General features: G+C 69.9%; 18 protein-coding genes. 13 read left to right on the forward strand and 5 right to left on the reverse strand.

From position 1 onward, the window contains the following. Positions 1–136 precede the first annotated feature (136 nt). The 3 genes from WMF17_RS39460 (at position 137) to WMF17_RS39470 (ending at position 5,095) form a co-directional block, all read left to right on the forward strand. On the forward strand, positions 137–1,213 hold the full coding sequence (locus tag WMF17_RS39460; RefSeq protein ID WP_437646234.1) for a tyrosine recombinase XerC: 1,077 nt from the start codon (positions 137–139) through the stop codon (positions 1,211–1,213). After that, positions 1,210–3,513 (forward strand): sulfatase-like hydrolase/transferase, encoded by a 2,304-nt coding sequence (locus tag WMF17_RS39465; protein WP_437646236.1) that lies wholly within the window; start codon positions 1,210–1,212, stop codon positions 3,511–3,513. Before WMF17_RS39460 ends, WMF17_RS39465 begins: the two co-directional genes overlap by 4 nt. A 325-nt stretch (positions 3,514–3,838) precedes the next feature. Next, complete coding sequence (locus WMF17_RS39470; RefSeq protein WP_437646238.1) at positions 3,839–5,095, forward strand: hypothetical protein; 1,257 nt, start codon at positions 3,839–3,841, stop codon at positions 5,093–5,095. Between the two features lie 952 nt (positions 5,096–6,047). On the opposite strand, the gene WMF17_RS39475 is transcribed toward WMF17_RS39470, so the two are convergent. Continuing rightward, positions 6,048–7,130, reverse strand: coding sequence for a formylglycine-generating enzyme family protein (locus WMF17_RS39475; RefSeq protein WP_437646240.1), 1,083 nt, complete (start codon positions 7,128–7,130; stop codon positions 6,048–6,050). A 149-nt stretch (positions 7,131–7,279) separates the two neighbouring features. Between WMF17_RS39475 and WMF17_RS39480 the strand changes: the two genes are divergently transcribed. The 5 genes from WMF17_RS39480 (at position 7,280) to WMF17_RS39500 (ending at position 11,646) form a co-directional block, all read left to right on the forward strand. Beyond that, positions 7,280–7,444, forward strand: a complete 165-nt coding sequence (locus WMF17_RS39480; RefSeq protein ID WP_437646242.1) for a hypothetical protein — start codon at positions 7,280–7,282, stop codon at positions 7,442–7,444. Positions 7,445–7,983: 539 nt separating this feature from the next. Next, the gene (locus WMF17_RS39485; protein WP_437646244.1) at positions 7,984–8,268 is read left to right on the forward strand and encodes a hypothetical protein; all 285 of its coding nucleotides are present in this window, start codon (positions 7,984–7,986) and stop codon (positions 8,266–8,268) included. A gap of 272 nt (positions 8,269–8,540) precedes the next feature. After that, positions 8,541–9,236 (forward strand): hypothetical protein, encoded by a 696-nt coding sequence (locus WMF17_RS39490; protein WP_437646245.1) that lies wholly within the window; start codon positions 8,541–8,543, stop codon positions 9,234–9,236. 106 nt (positions 9,237–9,342) lie between these two features. After that, positions 9,343–10,467 carry a hypothetical protein gene (locus WMF17_RS39495; RefSeq protein ID WP_437646247.1) on the forward strand — a complete coding sequence of 375 codons (1,125 nt, stop codon included), beginning with the start codon at positions 9,343–9,345 and terminating at the stop codon, positions 10,465–10,467. Positions 10,468–10,545: 78 nt separating this feature from the next. Then, positions 10,546–11,646, forward strand: coding sequence for a hypothetical protein (locus WMF17_RS39500; protein ID WP_437646249.1), 1,101 nt, complete (start codon positions 10,546–10,548; stop codon positions 11,644–11,646). 43 nt (positions 11,647–11,689) lie between these two features. Here WMF17_RS39500 and WMF17_RS39505 read toward each other — a convergent pair whose 3' ends face one another. Genes WMF17_RS39505 through WMF17_RS39515 form a run of 3 tightly spaced genes read right to left on the reverse strand, consistent with a single transcriptional unit; the run spans position 11,690 to position 15,655 of the window. Next, a complete protein-coding gene (locus tag WMF17_RS39505; protein WP_437646251.1) occupies positions 11,690–13,216 on the reverse strand; it encodes a hypothetical protein in 1,527 nt (508 codons plus the stop codon). Positions 13,217–13,253: 37 nt separating this feature from the next. Further along, on the reverse strand, positions 13,254–14,813 hold the full coding sequence (locus WMF17_RS39510) for a hypothetical protein (protein ID WP_437646253.1): 1,560 nt from the start codon (positions 14,811–14,813) through the stop codon (positions 13,254–13,256). A gap of 59 nt (positions 14,814–14,872) precedes the next feature. Continuing rightward, complete coding sequence (locus WMF17_RS39515; RefSeq protein ID WP_437646255.1) at positions 14,873–15,655, reverse strand: PEGA domain-containing protein; 783 nt, start codon at positions 15,653–15,655, stop codon at positions 14,873–14,875. Positions 15,656–16,220: 565 nt separating this feature from the next. Here WMF17_RS39515 and WMF17_RS39520 point away from each other — a divergent pair. The 4 genes from WMF17_RS39520 (at position 16,221) to WMF17_RS39535 (ending at position 20,069) form a co-directional block, all read left to right on the forward strand. Further along, on the forward strand, positions 16,221–17,309 hold the full coding sequence (locus WMF17_RS39520; protein ID WP_437646257.1) for a sigma-70 family RNA polymerase sigma factor: 1,089 nt from the start codon (positions 16,221–16,223) through the stop codon (positions 17,307–17,309). A 120-nt stretch (positions 17,310–17,429) separates the two neighbouring features. After that, a complete protein-coding gene (locus WMF17_RS39525) occupies positions 17,430–18,326 on the forward strand; it encodes a helix-turn-helix transcriptional regulator (protein WP_437646259.1) in 897 nt (298 codons plus the stop codon). Further along, positions 18,327–18,755 carry a hypothetical protein gene (locus tag WMF17_RS39530; protein WP_437646260.1) on the forward strand — a complete coding sequence of 143 codons (429 nt, stop codon included), beginning with the start codon at positions 18,327–18,329 and terminating at the stop codon, positions 18,753–18,755. Between the two features lie 354 nt (positions 18,756–19,109). After that, on the forward strand, positions 19,110–20,069 hold the full coding sequence (locus WMF17_RS39535) for a hypothetical protein (RefSeq protein WP_437646262.1): 960 nt from the start codon (positions 19,110–19,112) through the stop codon (positions 20,067–20,069). Positions 20,070–20,244: 175 nt separating this feature from the next. On the opposite strand, the gene WMF17_RS39540 is transcribed toward WMF17_RS39535, so the two are convergent. Continuing rightward, a complete protein-coding gene (locus WMF17_RS39540; RefSeq protein WP_437598609.1) occupies positions 20,245–20,856 on the reverse strand; it encodes a hypothetical protein in 612 nt (203 codons plus the stop codon). An 843-nt stretch (positions 20,857–21,699) separates the two neighbouring features. On the opposite strand from WMF17_RS39540, the gene WMF17_RS39545 reads away from it, so the two are divergent. Then, positions 21,700–22,785, forward strand: a complete 1,086-nt coding sequence (locus tag WMF17_RS39545) for an ATP-binding protein (RefSeq protein WP_437598610.1) — start codon at positions 21,700–21,702, stop codon at positions 22,783–22,785. Positions 22,786–22,792 lie beyond the last annotated feature (7 nt).

A 22,792-nucleotide genomic window follows, 5' to 3' on the forward strand; every position in this document is an offset into this window, starting at 1 on the left:
GCAGCCGCCCCCTCCTCGAGCCAGCGGCTTGCCTCGCAGACCGCCCGCAGGGCAGGCGCCCGCTGCGCGGCGCTCCAGCTCGACGGCCGGCGAGTCTTTGCCTGCCGCCGCGTCCTGGTGGTAGGGCAAACCGGTGATGCACGCGCGGCGAAGCGGCGATCGATCCGGCGAGACCGCGCTGGAGCAGGCGATTGCGCGCTTCCTCACCTACCTCACGGCCGAGCGACGGGCGTCGCGCCACACCGTGGCCGCCTACCGGCGCGATCTCGAGCAGCTCGCGCGCTTCGCCCGCGAGAAGGCGGCTGCGAACGCCGAGCGCCGCCCCGCGCCGGCGCGCGGCAAGGCGCTGGCCGCCAGCAAGACCGCGGCCGCCCGCAAGGCTCCAGCCGCGCGCGACGACACGGCCGCGAGCGAGGAGACGGCGGTGGAGGACCTCGACGTGCTCCTCCTGCGCAGCTGGCTTGGCTCGCTCGCGCGCACCCACGCGCCCGCCTCGATCGCGCGCAAGGTGGGCGCCGCCCGCTCCCTGCTCCGGTTCCTGGAGCGGCGCGGCGAGATCGACAGGAACGCGGCCGCCCAGCTCGCCCTGCCCAAGGTCCGGCGCCCCTTGCCGACCTTCCTCGACGTCGACGCCGCCGCCGAGGTCATGGAGATCCCCGGCGCCGAGACGGCCGAAGGGCTCCGCGACCGCGCCATCCTGGAGACCCTCTACGGCGCCGGCCTGCGCGTCTCCGAGCTCTGCGGGCTCGACCTCGCCCACGTCGATCGGCAGTCGGCCGACAGGGCCTCGGCGCGCGTCATCGGCAAGGGCGACAAGGAGCGGATCGTCCCGCTGGGCTCCCACGCCCTCGCCGCCATCGAGCGCTATCTCCAGCGGCGCGACGAGCTCGCCGATCCGACGACCGGCGCCCGCGACCCCCGCGCGCTCTTCCTGTCCCGCCGCGGCGCGCGCATCGGCGTGCGCCGCGTCCAGGCCCTCGTCCAGCGCTACGGCGCGCTCGGCGCCGGCCGGGCCGACCTGCACCCGCACGCGCTCCGGCACACCTGCGCGACCCACCTGCTCGACGGCGGCGCCGACCTCCGCGCCATCCAGAAGCTGCTCGGGCACGCCTCGCTCGCCACCACGCAGCGGTACACGCACGTGTCGATCGATCACCTGCTCAAGGTCTACGACGCCGCCCACCCCATGGCGCGGAAGCGGAGCCCGGCGTGACGCGCCCCCCCAGCTCGCCGGGGCCCGCGGTCCCGACGCTGGCCCGCGCGTGGGCAGGACGGCTCGCCAGGAGCGCCCTCGGCGCCAGCGTCTTCGGCGTCCTGGCCGCGTCGCTCGACGCCGGGTGGGCCCTGACCGGCGCCGGCGACGACCCCGCCTTCCAGCTCGCGACCTACCTCGCCGACGTCGGGGTGTTCGCGCCGGTCGCGCTCGCCGTCGGCCTGCTCGGCGGCCTCGGCGCAATCGTTGTCGACCCGTCGCACCCGCCGTCGCCGGCCACGCTCGTCGGCTCGCTTCGCGTGCGGGCGATCGGCCGGCCCGCCGACATCGCGGCGTTCGTGCCGCTCGCGGTGCTCGCGGCCTTCCTCTGGATGACCCTGTGCGCGCACCTCGCCCGCGCGGTGCTCGGGCTCGAGGCCGCCCCGCTGCTCGTCGGCACCGCCGTGGCCGCGGGCTCGCTCGGCCTCGGCCTCATCGCCGGCCTCGCCGTCCTCGCCCTGACGCCGCCGCTCCGGCGCGCGCTCGCCAACGCCAGCGACGGGCGGCCGGCCTGCGTCGACCCGGCGGTGACGGGCGGCGTCGCGCTCGGGATCGCCGCGTCCCTGTTCGCGCTCGGGGTCGCGACGGGCGGCGTCTCCGGCGAGGGCGGCTTCCTCGGCATCTACGGCGTCTTCAAGCGCCCCGAGCTCGACCTCCGCGCGCCGGCGCTCCTGCTCGTCGTCGCGCTCGCCGCCTTCCTCGCGCCGGCCGCCGTCCGGACGGTGCGCGCCCCTGTCGCGCTCCTCGTCGCGCTGTTGCCGCTCGCGCTCACCGCGCGCGCCGCCTCGGCGCTCAACGCGGAGCCCGCGGTGGGCCAGGCGCTCGAGCGCGGCGCGCCCGTCGGGGGCAAGAGCCTCGCGATCCTGCGCCGCCTCGCCGACCGCGACGGCGACCGCTCGGCCGCGCTCTTCGGCGGCGGCGACTGCGACGACCGCGACGCGCGCGTCCACCCGCTGGCCGAGGAGATCCTCGACAACGGCATCGACGACGACTGCTCCGGCGGCGATCTGACGGCCGCGGCCCTCGCCGCGCTCGCCCCCGCCCCGGAGGCGGCCGCGCGCGCCGAGGCGCCCGCGGCGCGCCTGCCGGCGGACCTGAACGTCGTGCTCATCACGATCGACACGCTCCGCTGGGACCTCGGCTATGCGGGCAACCCGCGGCCCGTGTCGCCGAACCTCGACGCCCTCGCGGCCCGCTCCACGGTGTTCGAGCGCGCGTACGCGCTCGCGTCGTACACGGGCAAGAGCATCGGCCCGATGCTCATCGGCAAGTACGGGAGCGAGACCCACAGAAACTGGGGTCATTTCAACAAGTTCGGCGAGGAGGACACGTTCGTCGCCGAGCGCCTGAAGGGGGCGGGGGTGCGCACGATGAGCGTGCACGGGCACCGCTATTTCGGCAGCTTCGGCGGGCTCGATCGCGGCTTTGACGTGGTGGACATGTCCGCGGCGCCGCCCGAGGGGGCGCCGTGGGACGTCGACAACAAGGCGACGAGCCCCGCGCTGACCGACGCGGCGCTGCGGCTGCTCGGGTCGCCCGAGAACACGGGCGGGCGCTTCTTCCTGTGGGTCCATTACCTCGACCCGCACGCCGACTATCTCCGGCACAAGGACGTGCCCGACTTCGGCGCGGCGTCGCAGCGGGACCTCTACGACGGCGAGGTGGCGTTCACGGACAGGCACATCGGCCGGCTGCTCGACGCGATCGCGGCGGCGCCCTTCGGCGGGCGCACGGCGATCGTCGTGACGAGCGATCACGGCGAGGCGTTCGGCGAGCACAAGATGTTCCGCCACGGCTTCGAGCTGTGGGAGGAGCTCGTGCGCGTGCCGCTGCTCGTCCATGTGCCGGGCGCGGCGCCGTCGCGGGTCTCGGCGCGGCGCAGCCTCATCGACGTCGCGCCGACGCTGCTCGACGTGACGCGGGTCCCTGGCCCGGCCGAGGGCGCGCCGGCGACCGACTTCCTGTCCGGCGCGTCGCTCCTGCCCGACGTGTTCCTCGCCCCCGGCGAGCAGGCCGCGGCGCGCGACGTGCTGATCGACATGCCGGCCGGGCCGTACAACGACGCGCGGCGGTCGTTCCTCCGCGGCGACATGAAGCTGACGATCTCGGGCGGCGCCCGGTTCGAGCTCTACGACCTGGCGGGCGACCCGGAGGAGCGGAAGAACCTCTGGGGGACGCCGGCGGCGAAGGAGATCGAGCCGTACTACGCGGCGGCGCGGGCGCGCCTCCGCGAGATCCGCGTGACCGGCGCGCGGAAGTAGCCGGCGCGCGGGGGTGACCGGCGCGCCGCCATCGAAGCCGAGGCGGCGGGAGACGCCCCGGCCGAGCGTCGCGCACCGCCGGGGCGGAACTCCTTGCGTCCACCGGGGTGCAGCGGCTCGCCGATGGCACCGAGTCTTCTCAGTTGAGCGGATCCTCGCGCAACCTGAGTGAGCTCTTGCGCAGCCCCCTCCTTCGCGTCCCACGTCAGGCAGCCACTTGAGCCTTGCCGCCGCGCTCTCGCGCTGGCGCGGCACACGACTTGCTCTGTCAGCTTGAACCAACGACCCGTGACGGGCGACCGGCACCACCTCTGCTCTACCCACCATGCAGGAAACCGAAATGTTCTACCGCAAGACGGCATGTGCTCCCAACGAGCTGGCGAAACTGGGCCTCCTCGCCGCGCTCGGCGGCGCCCTCGTCGCCTGCGTCGCGCCCGACGGCACGGCGCCGGAGGACGTGATCGAGGTCGAGAGCGCAGAAGCAGCGACTGCAGCGCTGTTCCCTGCCGCCATCAGCGGGACCCACCCCGGCTATGTTGTCTCCGCGCCCACGGACGAGGCGAACCGATGCGCGCTCGATCCCGTTTATGACATCGACGTCGCGCTCGCCCTCAATCCGAACTACGTCGTCGCGTACCGCAGTGGCAAGTCCGCCTGCGGGGTCCCCGCGCCGACGAACCACGACGGCGAGCTCATCCACCGGCAGGGAATCCAGCGGCTCCACCGGGACGGGAAGAACTATCTCCTCGTCAGCGCCTCGACGCGCGACGGCGTCGAGGCGGGCTTCGAGGTGGTCGAGATGGGCTCGCGGGTCGGAAACGCGGCCCTTGGATCCGGCGGGGTGACACCCACCACCGCGCCCAACTGCGCGGATCACGTCGTGAGCCACACAGGCTATCCCTATCCTGACCTGCGCGATCACGCAGGCGGGCTTCAAGTCCTCGGCCGCTACGCCGCGGTCGCGCTGGAGGATATCAGCAACGATAACAACGCAGGTTTTCTGGTGGCAGATCTCGCCAATCCGGCGAGCCCGACGCGGGGCCCCCTCATCACCCGCCAGCGCGGGGACAAGAAGGAAGCGGGGAGCGTGGCGATGACGCGGCTCAACGACGGGACCTACATGACGATGGTCTTCGGCTACGGCGCGAACGACGTGGAGGTGTTCGTGTCCAATGGCACCACGATGTCGCTGACCTCGTCGTTCTGGACGTCGAAATGGCGGGAGACGACGCCCGGCAACTTCCCATCCTATCAGAACATCCAGCTCGTCACACGCTGCGACGGCCGGCTCTACGCGCTGGGGACGCACAACCAGAGTGGGAGCGATGACTGGGCGGACCTCTGGCAGGTGACGCTGTCGACAGACGGCAACTACAACCCCACCTTCACCAAGGTCGCGAACGCGAACGTCTTCTGTCGCAGCGCCAACACCGGCAACACCCGCTATTGCAACTTCAGCGCGGGTGGCGGCGCCTACGTCGCCGGCAACGGTCGAATGATCGTCTATGGCGTCGAGCATTACGACGACGCCTACCCCGGAAATGGCCATGGGGTGAAGGTGCGAGAATTCGCCACGAACTGACCAGCCGTCGGGGGCGCGGGAGGCGGCGGCGGCGGCGCCGGGGGTGGATGCGTGGAGGAGCCGCCGGTTTCCTCTCCGCGCGCCCGCGGCGACGGTCGGCGGCCAGACCTTGGGGACGCTCGCGGTGCGCGCCCCGCCGCGGAGGGCGCCCCCGGCTCGCGGCGGCTGGCGGCGCCCATGGCTCAACCGTCGACCCGATCGCCGCAGCCGCCAGGGTCTCGATCTCGCCAAGCCCTCGCCTCTCCCCTGCCCCGGAGGCCTCGACCTGACCAGCCCCTCGTCTCCAGCCTGCCGCCGAGGTCTCGACCTGGCGGAGCCCTCCTCCGCCACCTGCCGCCGAGGTCTCGACCTGACAAAACGCTCCTCTGCCGCCTGCCGCCGAGGTCTCGACCTGGCCGAGTCCTCCTCTCGGACCCGCCCCAGAGGTCTCGACCTCCCCCGGGGCACGCGCCACGACGCAGCCCCCAGGTCCGGATCTGGGCGCTCCTTCAAAATTCTACCAAACCCCAGATCGTGACCCCCTCAGGTCCACGAGGATGGGCGCGCGCCGGGATCCCCCGTGCCCGATGAGCGCGCGGCGGCCCTGGAGGGAATGTCGCTCGCCGGCCTGGATGCGCTGCGCCAGCACATCCAGCAGACACGCGCCTGGCCCGCCGCCTGACGGCACGACCGATCCTCCCACGCCCGCGGCCCCTGTGGCTCACCCCCCGCGACGCGCAGCACGTCGGACCGGAGCTGGTCTCGAGCTTTCCGGCAACATCACGTACATGGACTACTTCGAGATCCGCGTGACCGGCGCGCGGAGGTGGCCGACGCACGCTCCGCTCGGGCACCGCTGGTGCGCGGCGAGAGGGAGGCGGCGTTGCCACCGCTCAGCCGCCTCGATGTGTCGACGTCAGCGGCCATGGTGGTTCGCCTCGCTGCCTCGGGCGGACGCTCCACATCAGCGCTCTCACTCCGCAGGTGGCGGGTTCCTCGCGCACCGGACCCCGACCCCTTCTTCGCGACCCGGGCTTCGATAGATACCGGTCCTGGTCGCATGCTGATGCTCCTCGGCCTGCAGATAGTTCCCGCCGTGGGTCAGCAGGTACGCGCCCTCCCCGGGCTGCTCCAGAATGGCACAGTCGACGCACGGAACCGGGAGCTGGCCCGACCAGTCCCGCGTGAACTCCGTCATGTTTCCGCTGAGATCCTGCTGTCCCCATCGCCCTGCTCCCGCCGGCTTCGATCCGACAGGGAGGATGTCGCTCTGCGCGCACTCGCCCGCGGGGCTCCCATCGCCGCTGCAGGCGTAGCTCGCGTAGCTCGGGTCGAGCCCCTCGCCCCACGGGTATTCCCGCTCCTCGTCGCCGCCGGCTGCCGCGTAGTTCAGCTCCGCCGTTGTGGGGAGGCGCCCCCCGTCCCACACGCAGAACGCGAAGGCCTCTGGCCACGTGATGCAGTTGATGGGCAGGTCCTCGTTGGGCCCGACCTCATCGGTCCACGTCGGCCGCTCGTACTCCGAACGGCAGCGGAGCGCGGCCTTGAGCGCCGCGGTGTCCTCCTCGAGCCAGCCCTTCCAGTCGGCAGACCAGCCGCTCCCCGGGATCTTCGGGAGCTGCCCCGCGTCGGCCTCGGGTGCGCTCGCCCGCGTTCCTTGTCCGGCCTCGACGAACGCGCGAAATCGCCCCACCGTCACCTCGTACGTGTCCAGGAGAAGGCTGCTCACCGTCGTCTGCTGGGACGTGCCGCCTGGAACAAGCCTGCTGTCGCAGCAGCTGATGCTCTCGGATCCGCACAGCACCTCGCTCGCCAGCTCTCCTGAGCCGCAGCTCCGAGGCCCAGCCGGCGCCCCGGCGCCCTCACCGCCCGTCCCGGCCCCGCCGCCGCCCGTCGCATCCCCGCCGGCCCCGCCGCCGCCCGCCCCGCCGCTGCCCCCCTCGCCGGGAGGGTCGTCTTCCGGATCGGCGCCGCATGCGGCTGCGCAACTACCGGCGAGGACGACCGCGACGATGACCCCGACCCACGTGCCTTGTCCACGGCTCTTGCGCCTCATGACCCGCTGCCTCCCGTCCGGCCGCTCCGCCGTTGCGCCATGGTCGGCGCAACCTTCCTTTGCCGGGCAGAAGGCAGGATCCCCTGCGAGGAGATGCGGCGTCAAGCCGCGCTCACGACAAGCACGTTATCGTCTCCGGCGCGGGCCCGGTGAGCTACGCCGAGACCCGCTTCGGCTTTCAGGCGCCCCACGTGTTCTACGTCGACGCGACCCACGACACGCTCCGCGTCGCCTCGAAGGCCGGCTCGTCCTGGAGCGCGATGCCGCCTGGGGTGGCCCGCCGTCGCCGCCCTTGCCGCCGTGGGCCGTCGTGATCTCGCTGTCGCGCACGGTCACCCGGGCGTGAAGCGCGAGGACGCCGACGGTTGCATGTCCGTTCGCTCCCCCGCGGCCTCCGCAACCGCCGGCCCCGCCCGAGCCTCCTCCTGGGCCTCCCTTGGAGGCCGCGTCGCACAGGGCGATCCCGCCCCAGCGACCGCCGCCGCCGCCCTGGCCCGGCGTCCCCCAGGTTCCCTCGCTCCCCGTGTTCTTCAAGGAGGGGCGCTGTCCCCCGCGTGAAGGCTCGGTGTGCGCGCGGCGCGCGTCGGGTCGCGCTCGCAGGCGACGTCGTGCAGCCCAAGCCGCGCGGCGGCTAGCGCGCTCTCACGGCGAGCTGGACCGGCAGCCGGTGCAGCAGGTGGACGAACACTCGAGCCGCGCGGGCAGATGCGCACTGGCGCACGCTCTGGACGGTACGACCCACGTCCGTGGTGGTGTTCTCGCCTAGATTCCGTTTGACGCCCGATCCTGTCATCCGAAGAATGGCCAGCGTCGCCACGTTGCTCGCGGGTTTCGGAAGAAGGGGAGGGAGACGATGACGACGACAGACCGGCAGATCTCGTCGGCAGTGTTCGCTCTCCTGCTCAGTGTCGTTCCGACGCAGGCAGACGCATCCGAGGTGAGCGCCGGAATTAGCTTCGGGGGGATCCAGGCTGGCACCGCGACGCGCCTCGCGGTGAGTCCGCATGCGGGAATATCGTGGCGCATCAACGGCAACATTCTATTAAAGGTTCACGATCTGCTCAGCGTCGTGCCCCCAATCCAGACAGGTGGGACTGGTGTCTACAATAGCGCCATCGCTGCTCTCGGATTTGGCTGAAAGAATGGCGATTTTAGCGCTGGCCCATCGGTAGCGATCTACTTCATGCCGGCTTGCGGAAGTACATTGTGTGGGCACGTTGCCGGGATGGCGCTGGGGGCGCATGCGCAAACCAACGCGTACGTCGCAGGACCGCTCGGCGTGTCGGTGAGCGCCAATGTGGATTGGGTCGGCGGGAGCAGCCTTGTGCTCCCAGGCTACGCGTCGGTGCTTGTTGCCGTCGGTCCCGTGCTTCGATGGAGCATAAAATGAACGCAAAAAGAATTCTGCTGATGATTGTGGGTATCGCCATCTGCACGCTAACGGCATGCAACTGGACGGTAGGAGACTGCTATCCCCGTGAGGAGTGGGAGAAGGGTGAAGGTGCAGGCGGTCCAGTCGGGCCGCCCGTTCCCATCTTCAGCTCCGGCGCATCGGGGGACTTCGGGGCTGCGCCGCCGGATGGCCCCCAGGATGGCGACAAGGAGAAGATCCAGTGCAACAAAACGGAGGACGAAGACGAAGAGGAAAGCCCGAGCGACAGTTCGGAGAGGCCGACAGCTAGCCCGGAGAGCCCGCCAGATCCCTGCCAGCAGAGCGGCGCTCCGCAAATGGGTTGCAACATTATTTCGGTGTTCGAACCGTCGATGTTTCAGTTTGTTACGATCGTAGCCGACGACGGGACCGTAGCGGGCGGTTGGCAGGAGGCGAAGGCCGGGCTAGTGTTCAGACGAGGTGGCCGAGGCGTCGACGCGTGCATGGTTCACATCGGGATGCCATTGCGAACTGTGGCTTGGGGGGAGATCTCGGCGGAGAGGGCAGCGCTCATTAGTTCCGATCTGGTGAACCGGATAGCTGCAAAGTTTTACGAAGAAGGGCTTACCGATCTTCCGCCTGGTATATTCTGCGATAAATTCAAGGCAGAGATGCGCCACCGGTTCGAGAAGGCTGAAGATTACAAGGGCCTCGGTACCAGGCTTATGAACTGATCCTCCCCCGCTTCCCTGGACACCCCCGAGGTCGGACGGAGGCAGGGATTGGACGGAGACGGAGGAGGGCGTTCACGCCCGAACTCAAGGCGGAGGCGGTACGGCTATGAAGCACAGTGTTAGAGAGCTGCTGGACGTCATCTACAGATATTACCCACGTGGAACTGATGTCATCGAGCAAGCCGACATTCAGCGCTACAAGGAAACCGAGGAGTACGTCCGTATGGTGGCCGCGCGGCGGCGCGCGGCCACGGACGAACGTTGGCCTGCCTTGTTGCATCGGATCAAAGAACGATTTCCCTCTAGCATTGTTACGAACGACTCGTTGCACCTGCCTACGGGGTCCTTGGACGCCTCCTACTCCTTTTCGTTTTCTCTACCAGACACAGCCGACGACCGAACGCTGTGGTTTAAAATTAGCTTCATCGTTCCTTATTATCTCGTCTATTGTTATCGCTTGGTCCAGTTTGTGAAGCGGCCAGAGAGATTTAGGGTTGTCTTTGGCGGCATCAATTTCTTCGTTCCACGAAGTCCGCGCGATCCGAAGCTCGTGTCAAATTCCGATGATGAAAGGCTAAAAAGTGTTACGTTCAACGAGTCGTACATCGACTTCGAACTATCGGCCGACGAGCTGCCGTGCGCAGAGTGGATCGCCCGCGACATTGAAGCGACATTCGGTTGTGAACGCATGCCGCCTGAGGTCGGCATCGTGCTCGTGCCGGACGTGGCGGTGAACCCACGGACTCTCGGGGAGGCGAGACTCTACGATTGCCTGTTCACGGCCGGTCAAGAATGGGTGCCGCCTTCGCCGTCTGAAGTGCGGACGCCTGGCGTAGAGGTCGATGCGAGCAACCTGACAGGACGATTCGTCGCGGTGCTTAAGGTGCTCGCGGCGCTCTACCGCATCTTGTGGACGCTGACGCCAGAGGTACAGGAAGCTCAAGCGCGGGGAGCTTTTTACGGGGGGGTGACAGCGGATGGGGTCCTGCACAGAGAGGAGGTGTTATTGGTGCTTGCACAAATTCGGGAGCTCATGGATCCGCCGAAGACTCCCCGCGGCATCGCTTCCAAACGCGAACTTGAAGCTGCCATCCGCGAGCTCGAAGCGCTGGTCGCTTCGTGGGACGGTGAAGGCAAGCCGCCGGCCGCCATGGTCGCTTGGGCCTCCAGGTTCCTGGCGAGTTGGCTCGTGGACTCGGAGCCCGAAGCCTCCTCGTCGCCGTCGCGCTGATCCGCGCCGCCGTCCGCTTGTTGCAGCGCCCGCTATTGGATGACAACACACGCACACCGGCTCCATGATTCTGAATCTATGAAACACAACATCGACGAGCTACTCGACATCGTCTATCGGTACTATCCCCGTGGGGTTGGGATCACCGAGGATGGTGACATCGACGATCAGCTCTGCTTGGGTACGGAAGAGCACACCCGGCTCGTGGCCGCGCGGATCGAGGCTTCAAAGGACGAGCGCTGGCACTCGATGCGGCGTCGCATCGAAGAACGATTCCCTGCCATGCTCATGAACCAGTCGCTGCATCTGCCCGCTGGCGGTTGCGACGGCTGTTATTCGTTCACGATCGATCTGTCAAAGGTCACCGGTGGAACGCTGTGGTTCGAAGTGAGTTTTCTGGCTCCATACTACATCGTCCATAGCTCGCGCACGATCGACATCGTGAAACAGACAAGGGACTTGTTCGTGGTCGAATTCCGAGACGTGCGTTTTATCGTTCCGCGAAGCCCCTTCGATCCGAGGTTTGTGCTGCGTCCCGACGACAGGCAAAGGTTCGTCACCATCAGCAAAGGATACGCCAGCTTCGATCTATTGCCCGAGGAGCTGCCGTATGCGGAGTGGATTTCCCGCGACATCGAAGCGACCTTCGGTTGTGAGCGCATGCCGCCGGAGATCGGGACCGTGCTCGTGCCGGATGTGACAGCGGGCCTGGGGCTTCCCGGCGAGGTTAGGCTCTACGATTGCCTGTTTTCAGAGCAGCATGCGTGGGTGAATCCATTGCCGTTCGACGTGCCGGCACCCGGCATAGGCGTCGAGGCGAGCAACCTGACGGAGTCGCTTGTCGCGGTGCTCAGCGTGCTTGCGGCGCTCTATCACATCTTGTGGACTCTGACGCCGGAGGTGCAGAGCGGTTCTTGTTACTGCGTGGTGCGGACCGATGGGATCCTTCGCAAAGAGGAGGTGCTGGACGTGCTTGCGAGGATCCGGCTGCGCATCGAGCCGCCGAAGACTGCCCGCGGCATCGCTGCGAAGCGTGAGCTCGAAGCCGCCACGCGCGAGCTCGAAGCGCTGGTCGCTTCGTGGGACGGTGGGGGCGCGCCGCCCTCAGCCATGATCGGCTGGGCCTCCAGCTTCCTGGATAGCTGGCTCGTGGACGCAGATCCGGGAGCCTCCTCGTAGCCGTCGTGGAGATCCGTGCCGTCCTCCCGGGGCGTGACTGCGGCTATTCGGGAAAGCGAAGCGTCTCGTGGGCCTCGCCGCTCTCTCCCACCGCCGTGCTGCTATCGTGGTTCCAGCTCGTGCCCCCCTTGCCCGGCCGTCCGATCTCGAAGGTGACGCCCTCGAGCGTGAGCTGGCCCTCGTCGAGGTAGGCGACGCCGATCGAGTCGCCGCCGCGCCCAGGGCCGCCGTAGCCGCCGTGCCCTCCTTGGCCGCCCCGGCCGCCCCGGCAGCCCTGGACGACGTCCACGTCGGCGGCGCCCGGTGCGCCTCGACCGCCTCGACCGCCTTCCTGGGGCGGCCCGCCGTCGCCGCCAGAGCCACCGGAGACCGTCGTGATCACGCTGTCGCGTACGGTCAACCGGGCGTGGAGCGCGAGGACGCCGATGGTCGCATGTCCGTTCGCTCCCCCTCGGCCCCCCCGGCCTCCGCAGCCGCCGGCACCGCCCGAGCCTCCTCCTCCGCCTCCCTTGGAAGCCGCGCCGCACACGGCGAGCCCGCCCCGGCGACCGCCGCCGCCGCCGCCGCCCTGGCCCGGGGTGCCCCACGTCCCCTCGCCCCCCGTGTCGCCCACCCACCCTCCCTCGGTGAGGCGCCCGATGCCCTCGCCGGGCGCGCCCTGTGTTCCTGGAGCCCCGGGGCCCCCAGTGAATCCGCTGTCGCAACTGAGGTTGTCTCGCTCCCCGTTACCGCCGCGCGCGGGGGGAGCGTAGGCGGGCTCGCCCTCGCCTCCATCTCCGGCGCTGTCCGGCAGCCCATCCCCTCCCTTGCCACCGATGCTCGTGTGCCCGCTCTCGCACGGGTTCACCGCCGCAGGTCCGCCGGGGACGAGGGTCGCCGAGCACGGGTCGCCAGCGAAATTGCCATCCGGTCCGTCCGGTTGATGGGTCGGCCACTGCTCGCCATCGGGGCCTCCCAATGCACCGCCCGCGCCGATCTCGCTCCGCAGGATCTCCACTGCCGTGTTGGACTGAGCGAGCACGCTGGTCGGGCCCCACGAGGTGAAGTGAAGGTCGGCGAGCGTCGACACCCCATCCGCGGCGCCGCTGTCCTCGGGGCCCGCGGGCTCGACGATCACCAGGGGGCCCTCGAACGGCAGGACATTGAACAGGGTCCACGGGCGCAGGGGATCGCGCTCCCATTTCTGGCAGTGGAAGCCCCCGAGGAGATCCACGCCGGAGGGCACCCGGATCTGATCCACGATGAATCCCTCGTTGCAGAGGAACACGCGCCCTCGTCCAGCGCGCGCGAGCTCGATGGCGCGCGCGACGGTGTACACCGGCTTCGCCTTCGTACCGGGGTTCCTGTCGTCGCCGCCACCGACGTTTCCGGCGAGGAACACGCCGCAGCCGTCGTCGAGGATGTCGGCGGCGACGTGCTTCACGCAGACCGACTCCGGAGGTGGCTCGTCCTCGCACGCGGTGCCTTCACAAGGCGTCACGCCAGGGTCGTTCACGCCGGGCGCAGTTCCGCAACCGGTCGCCCACGGGGACAGCAGAAGAACCAAGGCAGCCGCGGTGCTCTTTCTCATGTGCGTCTCCTGGCGTGTGGCGCCTGCACGGGGCGGTTCATTGAGGCGGCTCCGGATCTGGCGCATCGAACCGGTACCAGAACAGCGCAATCCCCTCTCGCCCCTGGCCAGGCGTAAGTTCGGCGGATGCATTGGCGCCGAGCCCCCCGATGCCGGCTTGTCCGGGCGAGACCGTCGCACTCTCCAAGATGGCCACGGAGGCGCCCACGGAGCCGATGCCGAGCGAGTGGCCACCGAGACCGCCGCCGGCATCGCCCCCGCGGCCGCCGTCGCCGCCAAGGCCGCCGCGGCACCCGCGCGACGTCGCGGTCAAAAGACCGTGGCCCCCGAGACCGCCGTCAACGCCAAAGCCTCCCCACTGGCCCGTTCCGCCGACCCCGCCATCGCCGCCCTTGGCCCCGAGGACCGTGCTGGCATCGACCGTGAGGGCGCTCCCCTGCAAGGCCACGATCGCCATGCTCGCGCCGCCGTAGCCGCCCCCCTGGCCCCCCTTGCCACCGCAGCCGCCGCTTCCCCCCGATCCGCCGGCCGCACCGGCCTGGGGCCGACCTGTCGGACACGCGTTCCTGGTGGGGTCGCGCCCTTTGCCGCCGCCACCTCCGCCACCGCCTTGGCCGACGCCGCCCGGCTTCCCGTCCACTCCGCGGACGCCGACCCATCCGTCGAGACCCAGGAGGCCAGCGCCAAGCGCCCCGGCAGCGCGCTCTGCATCCGCGCCGACTGCTCCGCTCTCGCCATCCTTGCAGTCCATGCCGACCGCGCCGGCGCCACCCAGGCCGAGGTTGGGCGGATTCCCGGCCGGCTCCGGCAGCCCTGCGGCGCCATCGCGGCCCGTCTCGAGGGCGCCAACGCCCCCATAGCCAGCCGTCGACTCGATCCCATCGTCGCACACGGTCACGACCGGAAGGGCGCCCAGCGCTGCGTCCGCGGTGCAGGCGTCCGCGCCGTCGTTCCCCACCACGCCGGAGCTCGCGCGGAAGCTCGGCGCGTCCTCCCCCGGCTCACCGTCCTTGCCGTCGCCGGCGAGGACCACGCTGTCCCGCACGATCGCCCTGGCCCCCGGGCTCAAGATCATCGCGATCGACGATCTGCCATCGTCCGCGGAGGCATCCGCCGCGACGACCCGCACGCCGTAGATCACCGACGTCGCGCCCTCCTCCCCGACGACCCGCAGCGGGATCCCCGCCGGCGGCGCGATGGTGGTCCGAGCCTCGGCTCCGTCGACCGACAGCCCGTACCACCAGGCATCGTCCTCACAGCGACGGCTGCCCCAGAGGTGGACACCCGAGACCAGGGTCACCTCTTCCTCGAACATCTCGCCGCAGGCGTAGACGTGGCGCAGGCCTCGCGCTTGCGCCTCCACGATCGCCCGTTGCAGCGAGCCGAACGGCTCACGCCGCGTGCCGGCGCGCGGTGCGCCCCCCCCGGCGCTGGCGCTGGCGAACACCCCGCACTCGTCCATCACGCGATCCACGCCGGGCTCGAGCACCTCGCAGGGCGACGGCGGGGGTGCGAAACACATCCGCTCGTCGCCGCACGCCTCCACGTACGCGCAGCCGGAGAGCCCCCCCGCGCCGCTCGTCGATAAGACAGCCAAGGCACACAGCCGCAACACGGTTCGCCACCGGAGAAAACGCATGTCCTTGGCTCCTCGGGTCACCACGCCCCGTACGCCACCAGACCGATGTGCTGTGGCGTTGCGGCCGGCGACAGCGCGACGCGGGCGCGCGTCGGCTCCGATTGCAGAAACGAGAAATCCGTGAAGAACGAAGCGACCGTCGCGGCTCCGAACACGCCGCCTGCCACCACCATCGCCGTGCCCAGCGCGGCGAACTGATCTCGCTGTCGCCGGAGGCTCGCCAGCTCGGCGCACACTGCAGGTGGCGACGGCTCCCGGCACGCCCACGACGGGGCTCCGAGCGCGTCGAGCTTGCGGTTGCGGTCGTCCAGATCGCCGTCGGCGGCCCGCGCACGGAGCATGAACAGGGCGCCGACGGAAGCGGTCGCCGTCGTCAGGCCGATGCCGGCGATACGCAGCGTCCCCGGCCAGGAAGCCCACGGGCGGTGGGCCTGCGCGCGCGGAGCGGGCAAAGCGCGGACGGGGGCCGGCGTCGCCGGCGCGGTCTCCTTGGCGCTGCTCGCCTCCTTGGCGCTGCTCGCCGCCGCACAAGCCAACGGCAACGTGAACTCGTGCTCCGCGCCCGCCACGGCGCGCAACGTATGCAGCGCGTCCTTACAACCCGGGGCACGGCCCCGCACCATGTGTTGGCCCGGCTCCAAGAACAGCATGTAGACGCGCGCGACGCGGCCGATGGGTTCGCTGTCGACGATCACCTCGGCGTCCGGCGGGTCGGCGGAGAGCAAGAGCTTCGCGACGTGCGGTGTTGCCTTGCGCTGACCATCCTCGAATCGTCTCTGCAGCGCCACCGGCAGCGCCACACGCTGCTCGAGGCTCCAGGCCAGGTGCTCGGCCGCGTCGCGGTATTTGCGCAGCGCGACCTCGCAAATGCCGAGCTCGCCGGCGAGCTCCGCGCGCTCCCGCTCCGTGCTGGACGCCGGATCCGCCGCCTCGAGAGCCGCCTTGTAGGCGGCGTGTGCCGCAGTCCAATCCCCCGCTGCGCGCGCCCTCTGGCCACGGCGAACATGGTCCTTCACCGTCGAACTGCCGCTCGGCCTCGTCTTCAGTGAGCTGTCCCCAGCGCTCGCCGAGCGAGCAAGGCACGTTGATGCCCCGAGCGTCAACAGCACCGAGAGCAACTGTGGAACGCAACGCATGTCGCGACACTAGGCGCGCCAGCCGCCCGCCGTCAATCGACGAAGAAATCGTCGTGTGCTCGCCTTTGACACGAGAAAAGTCAGCGCGTTCCGGGAATGGAATCGTCGGTCCTCGGCACCGAGGCTGCGCGAGCGCGCACGTGGTAGGCCGTGCCACTTTATCCCACCAAAACGACCGAGACCGGTCACTTTTCTGACCCCGAGAGGGCCGCTCAGACGTGCTACTTGCATGGGCAAGCCAGCGGGCACCTTCAGCAGCTTCGAGCTCTTCCGGCGCCTGGCGAGGCGCTTCGGGGTTCCGGCGCGAGACGCCGAGGACGTCGCGCAGGACGCGCTGTTGCGGGGCCTGGACGCGGACCGGCGGATGGAGGCCGGCGGGGACCCAGCGCCGTACCGCGTCACGATCGCGGCCAACCAGGCACGCAACCATGTTCGGAACGCGCGCCGTCGGGGAGAGGTGCTGACGCCGTGTGACGGCCCCGAGCTCCACGACGAGCGCGCCACGCCCGAAGAGCTGCTCCTGTGGCGGCAGCGGGAGGCCCTGGTGCGCGAGCTCATCGAGGGGGTCGACCCGAAGTACCGGGAGGTCTTGATCAAGCACGACCTCGAGGAGATCCCGCTTGCCCAGATCGCCGCGGAGCTGGGTCTTCACCCGGACGCCGTGAAGACGCAGCACCGCCGAGCCCTCAAGCAGCTGGAGGTGGCGGCGCAACGCTGGAAGGCGAAGCGACGCGCGCGCGGATGGGACGAGACCGCCTGCGTCGTTCCGTTCGGGCTTTATCGCCGCGAGGGGTGGATCAGCTCTCTGTTCCGCTGGAGTTGGAGGATCCTGGTGCAGGGCGCGACCGTCGTGGTCATGAGCGCCATCCTCGCTGCGGTGACCTCCTCATCCACCCTGGAGTCGTGGGTCCGATCTGCCCTCGGTGATCGTTGGACCGAGCTGACGGGGCAGGCTCCTGCGCCGGTCCCCGCCGAGCGCCACCCCGGGGAGGCCGGCACGTCGACCGCGTCGCCCCCCGTGCAGGCCCCTGCGCCGCTCCCCGCGGAGCGCAGCGCCGGGCAGCCCGGCGCAGAGGTGAACACGACGCCCGCTCCGTCGGTGACGACCGCTCCTCATGCCGCGTCCTCGGCGAGGCCCGTGCCGCCGACGATCAGCGCGCGCGAGAGGAGCCTGATCGGCCAGGCCCGAAAGGCCATCGAGGCCCACACAGCGGAGGCGGACCTCGAGGCGCGCCGGCTGCTCGATGCCCACGCACGAGAGTTCCCGCGCGGGCGGCTCGCCGCGGAGCGCGAGGAGATGGTCAGGCAGCTTCGCTGAATCGTCGGCTGCCCATCAACAGGTGAGCAGGCGGCGGCGCCGGTGATGTCTTCGGACAGCACGCGGCCGAGATCCGCCTTGCGTTGTACAGGAATGGTCACGTCCAGGAGGCGAAAGTTCATGGAAGACATGCTGGGGGCTATGTGGCTCGTCTCGCCGATCGTCCTCGCGATGATGGCCTGCGTCGCGATCGGTTACGCGGTCACGGCGCGCGAGGCGCTGGGCCGCGAAAGAGGGCTGCGCGAGGCGCGCGAGGAGGCGCATCAGGACGAGGCGTCAGCCCTCGCCGAGGCGAAGGAGAAGGCAGAGCGGGAGCGGGACCGAACCCGACGCCTGCTGGACTGCCATGTCGACGCGCTCATCGCGGCGACGACCGACCTCCACGCGCGCCCCGCTCCGCGGCCTGGCCGGGTTGTCGAATCGTTCTGCGCGACGACACCCGCGTGGCAGCGGAAACTGGCGAACAACACGGGGCTCTCCCCGAAGGAGGTGGAGCGGCTGCTGAACAGCGACCTCGCGATCACCCCCGGCCTGGCCGCGCAGCTGGAGGCCTTCACGGCCACGCCTGCCCGGTACTGGGAGCGCCTGTGGCGGCTGCACGATGACCACCGGACGGACGCGGACGACACCGTGGTGATCCAGCTCGGCGAGCCCATCACCCGGCGCGAGAGCTCGGCGCGTCCGGCGGCTCCGTCCGCGCCGATGTCGGCACCGCCAGGTTCGCCGGCGATACCCCGTCGTGCGCTCGATGTTCCTCCACCCGTGGTGCCATCTCCTGAACTCGCCGCCGGGAGCCCACGGGCCAAGCTCCCGCAGCCGCCAGAGCCGCGGCTGCGGTCGCCGCTCCCGGCTCGCGCCGGGGCGGGGGCCGAGCTCGCGCGTCGCGCTGCCAACCTGACGAGCTTCCCGCTACAGCACGAAGAGGGCGGTTCCAGCCCTGCACGCGGATCCGAGTGGGAGGACGTCGAGCGTTCACCACTGAACACGACCCTGCCGGGCGTGGGAAGCGGAGGATGAGTGGAATCCGAGGACCAGCGATCGAAGCTCAAGTCATTGGTGCAACGAATGGAATGGCGTGTCGTTCCGTTGAGCAAGGGGCATGTGCAGGCGCTCGTCGAAGAGGGGTTCAACGCGTACCACAGCGCTCCAGCAGGCAAGGTGGCGACGGCGCTCCTGGCGTTCGCTCGATCGGTCCTGGACGAGGCGACGCCTGGATGGCAGAGCGAGCCTGAAGCTCCCGAAGACCGCGCGCCGATCTGCCGCATCTCACCGCTCGAGGAAGCGATGAACCGTTGGGCCTGTGGCGACGAGGAAGGGCGACGGCGCGTACTTACAATCCTGGACACGATGGGCGCCAAGGACCCCGCCGCCCGCGCCGCGCACGCGGTTCTGGCCTGGGCCGCGCAGGTGTACGAGCTCGCGACGAGAGCGGGTGTACGTGGCTAGCTTCGCGGATCGGCTGAGGCCGGTGCCGAGGCCCGGGACGCTGCGCATTGCGCAAGGCGCTGCTCAGCTTGCGCGGGTTCCTGCGCAATTGGCGCAGGGCCGGCCCGCGCTCGCGCCTCTCGGCACCGCGGCCACGGAGCACTTCGCCAGGTCCGGCCGTCGATGCGCGTCGTGGCACGGAGCGTGTTTAGATGCCGGCCGTGGGGCAAGCGGGCATCCCCGGGCGACGTCTCGCGACGCGCAGCTGGGTGTCCCAGTCGCTTCAACCCCTACGGCCCTGCGCCGAGTCAGGCCCGGGGGGATCAGCGTCAAGATGGGTCTCCTCAGACACCTGGGGCCACAAAGGATCGCACCATGACCGACAAAATGCACCGGCTCCTCACCAACCATCCTCGTCGAACGTACCGCGCCGCGTCGCTGCTCACCGCGGCGTTCATGATGGGCTGCAGCGCCGAGTCGACCGACGCGGACGACGCCACCCCTCTCGACCAGCCCTTGGCTGCCGGCGGGCTGCGCTTCGCGAGCGAACACGCCGCCCTCGGGTGGGTCGCCCAGCGGGCCGAAGAGCTCGAGATGGGCACCACGACGGTCGAACGGGACGAAGGCGGCCGGATCATCAGGGTGGCCGGCGTGTCGATCGGCTCGCCCGACGAGATCGCCCTGACGAAGGCGCAACTGATAGGCGAGCTGGGGGGCGCCGACCACACGGTCGAGATCGCGGGGGAGCGCTTTCTCCTGGAAGACCCTGAGTCCGAGGTGGGGGTCGCGGCGGCCGCGCTCTGCAACGGCGGCCTCTGCACGAAGGACGAATCGTTCAAGAACGACTACTTCGTGTATCGAGAGCTCGGCAGCCGCACCTCGGTGACGTCAGGGGGGTTCGAGACCCAGCGCAAGACCCTCCAGGGCACCGGGGAGTACGAGTGCGTGGACCTGCCGGGGCCCCTGCCCGTCACCTGCAACGGCTCCTGCTATTATTCGGCCGGCTGCCCTTCGGGTTTCACGAAAGAGAGCTCCGTCGGCTACCCCACGTGCAGGACGACCTGCGTCGGCCAGGTGCGAAACGTGACGCTCTCGATTTCCATCGCGGGCTTCGAGTTCTTCGAGTCGAGCGCCATTCTCGTCCCCTCCATTCCGGAGCGAAGCGGCTCGACCCACGACTCGAGCCTCGAGGTCAAATACTGGGAGTATGGCATCGGCATCGACTCCGTGATCTCCGACGCCGACGGCCTGTGCGGCTCGCACGCGACGTCGGGCCCGGACGGCTTCGTCGTCGCCAAGAGCCACTGGGGCAGCGTGCCCAGCGGTTGCCTGTAGCGCCAGCTCGGAGCTCGCGGCCGCAGGTCCGGCGCTCCCGCGCTCGCCCGCGGCGCTCCCGCGCTCCGCCCCTGGCGCTCCTCGCCGCGCTCTCCCGCCTCCCCGTTCTGCGGTAGCCTCTCCCGGGTGGTGGCCTAATTTGAACATGAAGGCGGGAAGGCGGGAAGGCGGGCGATCACCTCGGTGCGAGCCGGTCAGCGATGTCGGTGCACGTGGCGTCGTCCACGGCCTGGCAGTTGCTCAGCCCTGACCACGGCACCCAGACACACCCCTCCTCGGAGTCTTCCTCGCACGCTTCTTCCATGGACGCAGGGATCTCGACATCACAGATCTGATGCGGAGACGGCGCCTCCCACGTGTCGGCCTGGCAGGGCGGTTCGTCGGGGGCTCCGCAGTGCCTCTCGCGGGTCTGCACGAGCGCGGTGCCGTCGCCCAGCACCACGATGAGCGACTCTGTCTCGTCGATGTACGGTCCGGGGGTATCGAGCGCCTCGAGGACGCCCGTGCCGCCCGAAAGCAGGAGCCTGGCCGCACACTCGAGCGCATCTCGTGGTTCCGCGGCGAGGTGCCGCGAGATCTTGTCACAGCTCGGCTCAAGGCCGCATGCGAACAGGTCGGGCGCTGTCTCGGGCGCGCTCACGTCGCCGCCGCCTTCGCCGGAGGGCTCGGTCCCGGTATCCGGCTCGGGATCGCCCGAGCCGTCGACTGCGCCCGAGCAGGCGGTGACGAACGGAATCTGTGCGGCGACCAGCAAGAGTGCGACCCAGGCGAGTCGATGTGCTTTCATGATCCTCATCTTTCCAATGAGTGGCGGATCCGTCCGGAAGTGGGGAGCCGCCCTCGAGCGCGGTCACTGCAAACTGCGTGCTCGTCTGCCCCAGGGGATCGCGATCACGCCGCCGCACTCGATCTGGCGCTGCCCACGAGATGCGCCAGCGTGGAGCAAGGGCCCGGAGCACACAGCTCGGCGAGATCGGACCGCTCGCCGGTTGACTCACTTTGACACATATTGACAGATCGGGAGCGCGCGCCGAGCGACGGGCCCCCTGTCGCACGCGCGACGCTCGCCTCCGAGCGCGCCGTCGTGTTCGGAATTTTGTAGCACCACGACTTCCCCCCTTTTGGACGAGCAACCACCTTCGCTGGCAGCAGGCGTTCCAACTTCGGGTACGTCACCCACGTGTCGGAAGGCTTTTCGTAGCTCCATCCGAGACCGGCGTCACAGACGCTGCCACATCTCTCCAAAGGAGTCATGAAGCATCAGGCCACCAAAGCCACCGTCTCGTCTCACAAGCCAGGCCTTCACGATCGCGACAGTTTCGCCTGTGCGGGGGACACGATGATTCGGAAGCGGCTCCGCGGGCGCCGCCCTGCCGGTGTCCATGACACTTGCAGCAAGCACTCGGCTCGATCGTAAGCAGAGGGCGCCCAGCCCGACGCTGCACGAAGCGCGGAGACGGCCATGACGCCCGCTTTCCCGGCATCGCGTTGTTCCACAGGTGGCTCCGAGCATCTATCGAACCGCTGCTGGAGGTGGCCTGGTCCCTCGGTCGACCCCCACGCCGCCCTGGCCGCCCTCCCGCCGCGCCCCCCCGCGCCGCCCCGATCTGCGGTAGCCTCTCCCGGCCCCATGAGCGACCTCCGCCAGCCCGCCGAGACAAAGTACGAACACGAGCTCGCCGCCCTCGCCGCCGAGGACACCGCGCCGAGGCCGCCCGGGTGGCGCCTCTCGCCGAGGGCCGTGGAGACCTACATCCTCGGGAGCGACAAGCCCGTCGGCGGCGTCGCGATCACCCCCAAGTACATCGGCGATCGCGCCCTCGTGCAGGTCGCCCTCGCGACCCTCGCCTCCGACCGCGCCCTGATGCTCGTCGGCGAGCCGGGCACCGCGAAGAGCTGGCTCTCCGAGCACCTCTCGGCGGCCATCAGCGGCACGAGCGCGCTCGTCGTCCAGGGGACCGCGGGCACCAGCGAGGAGCACGTCAAATACGGCTGGAACTACGCCCTCCTCCTCGCCGAAGGGCCGTCGCAGAAGGCGCTCGTCCCCTCGCCCATCCTCCGCGCCATGCGCGACGGGCGGTTCGCGCGCTTCGAGGAGATCACCCGCACCTCGCCGGAGATCCAGGACGCGCTGATCTCCATCCTGTCCGAGAAGCAGATCGCCGTCCCGGAGCTCGACCAGGTGGCCTCCGCCCAGCGCGGCTTCAACCTCATCGCCACCGCCAACACCCGCGACCGCGGCGTCAACGAGATGAGCGCCGCCCTCAAGCGCCGCTTCAACTTCATCACCGTCCCGGTCGTCGACGACCTCGAGCAGGAGATCCGCATCGTGCAGAAGCGCGAGGCCGAGCTCCGCGGCGACTACCAGGTCGGCGTGGAGCCGCCGGCCGAGCTGGCCAAGCTGCTCGTCACGCTGTTCCAGGAGCTCCGCGCCGGCGTCACGAAGGACGGCAAGACAAAGGTGAAGGCCCCGGGCTCCGTCCTGTCGACCGCGGAGGCCATCAGCGTGCTCTTCAACAGCGGCATCCTCGCGCAGCACTTCGGCACCGGGAAGGTGACCGCCGACGACCTCTCCCGCTCGCTCCTCGGCGCCGTGACAAAGGAGGGCGGCGAGGACCTCAAGGCGGTCCGCGAGTACTGCGAGACCGTCGCCAAGGGGCGCACCGGGCTCTGGAAGGAGTTCTACGCCGCCGCCAGGAAGCGCCTCGCGCCCTGAAGGAGCC

Origin of the sequence: Sorangium sp. So ce362, from assembly GCF_051519845.1 — a bacterium.
Classification (GTDB): domain Bacteria; phylum Myxococcota_A; class Polyangia; order Polyangiales; family Polyangiaceae; genus Sorangium.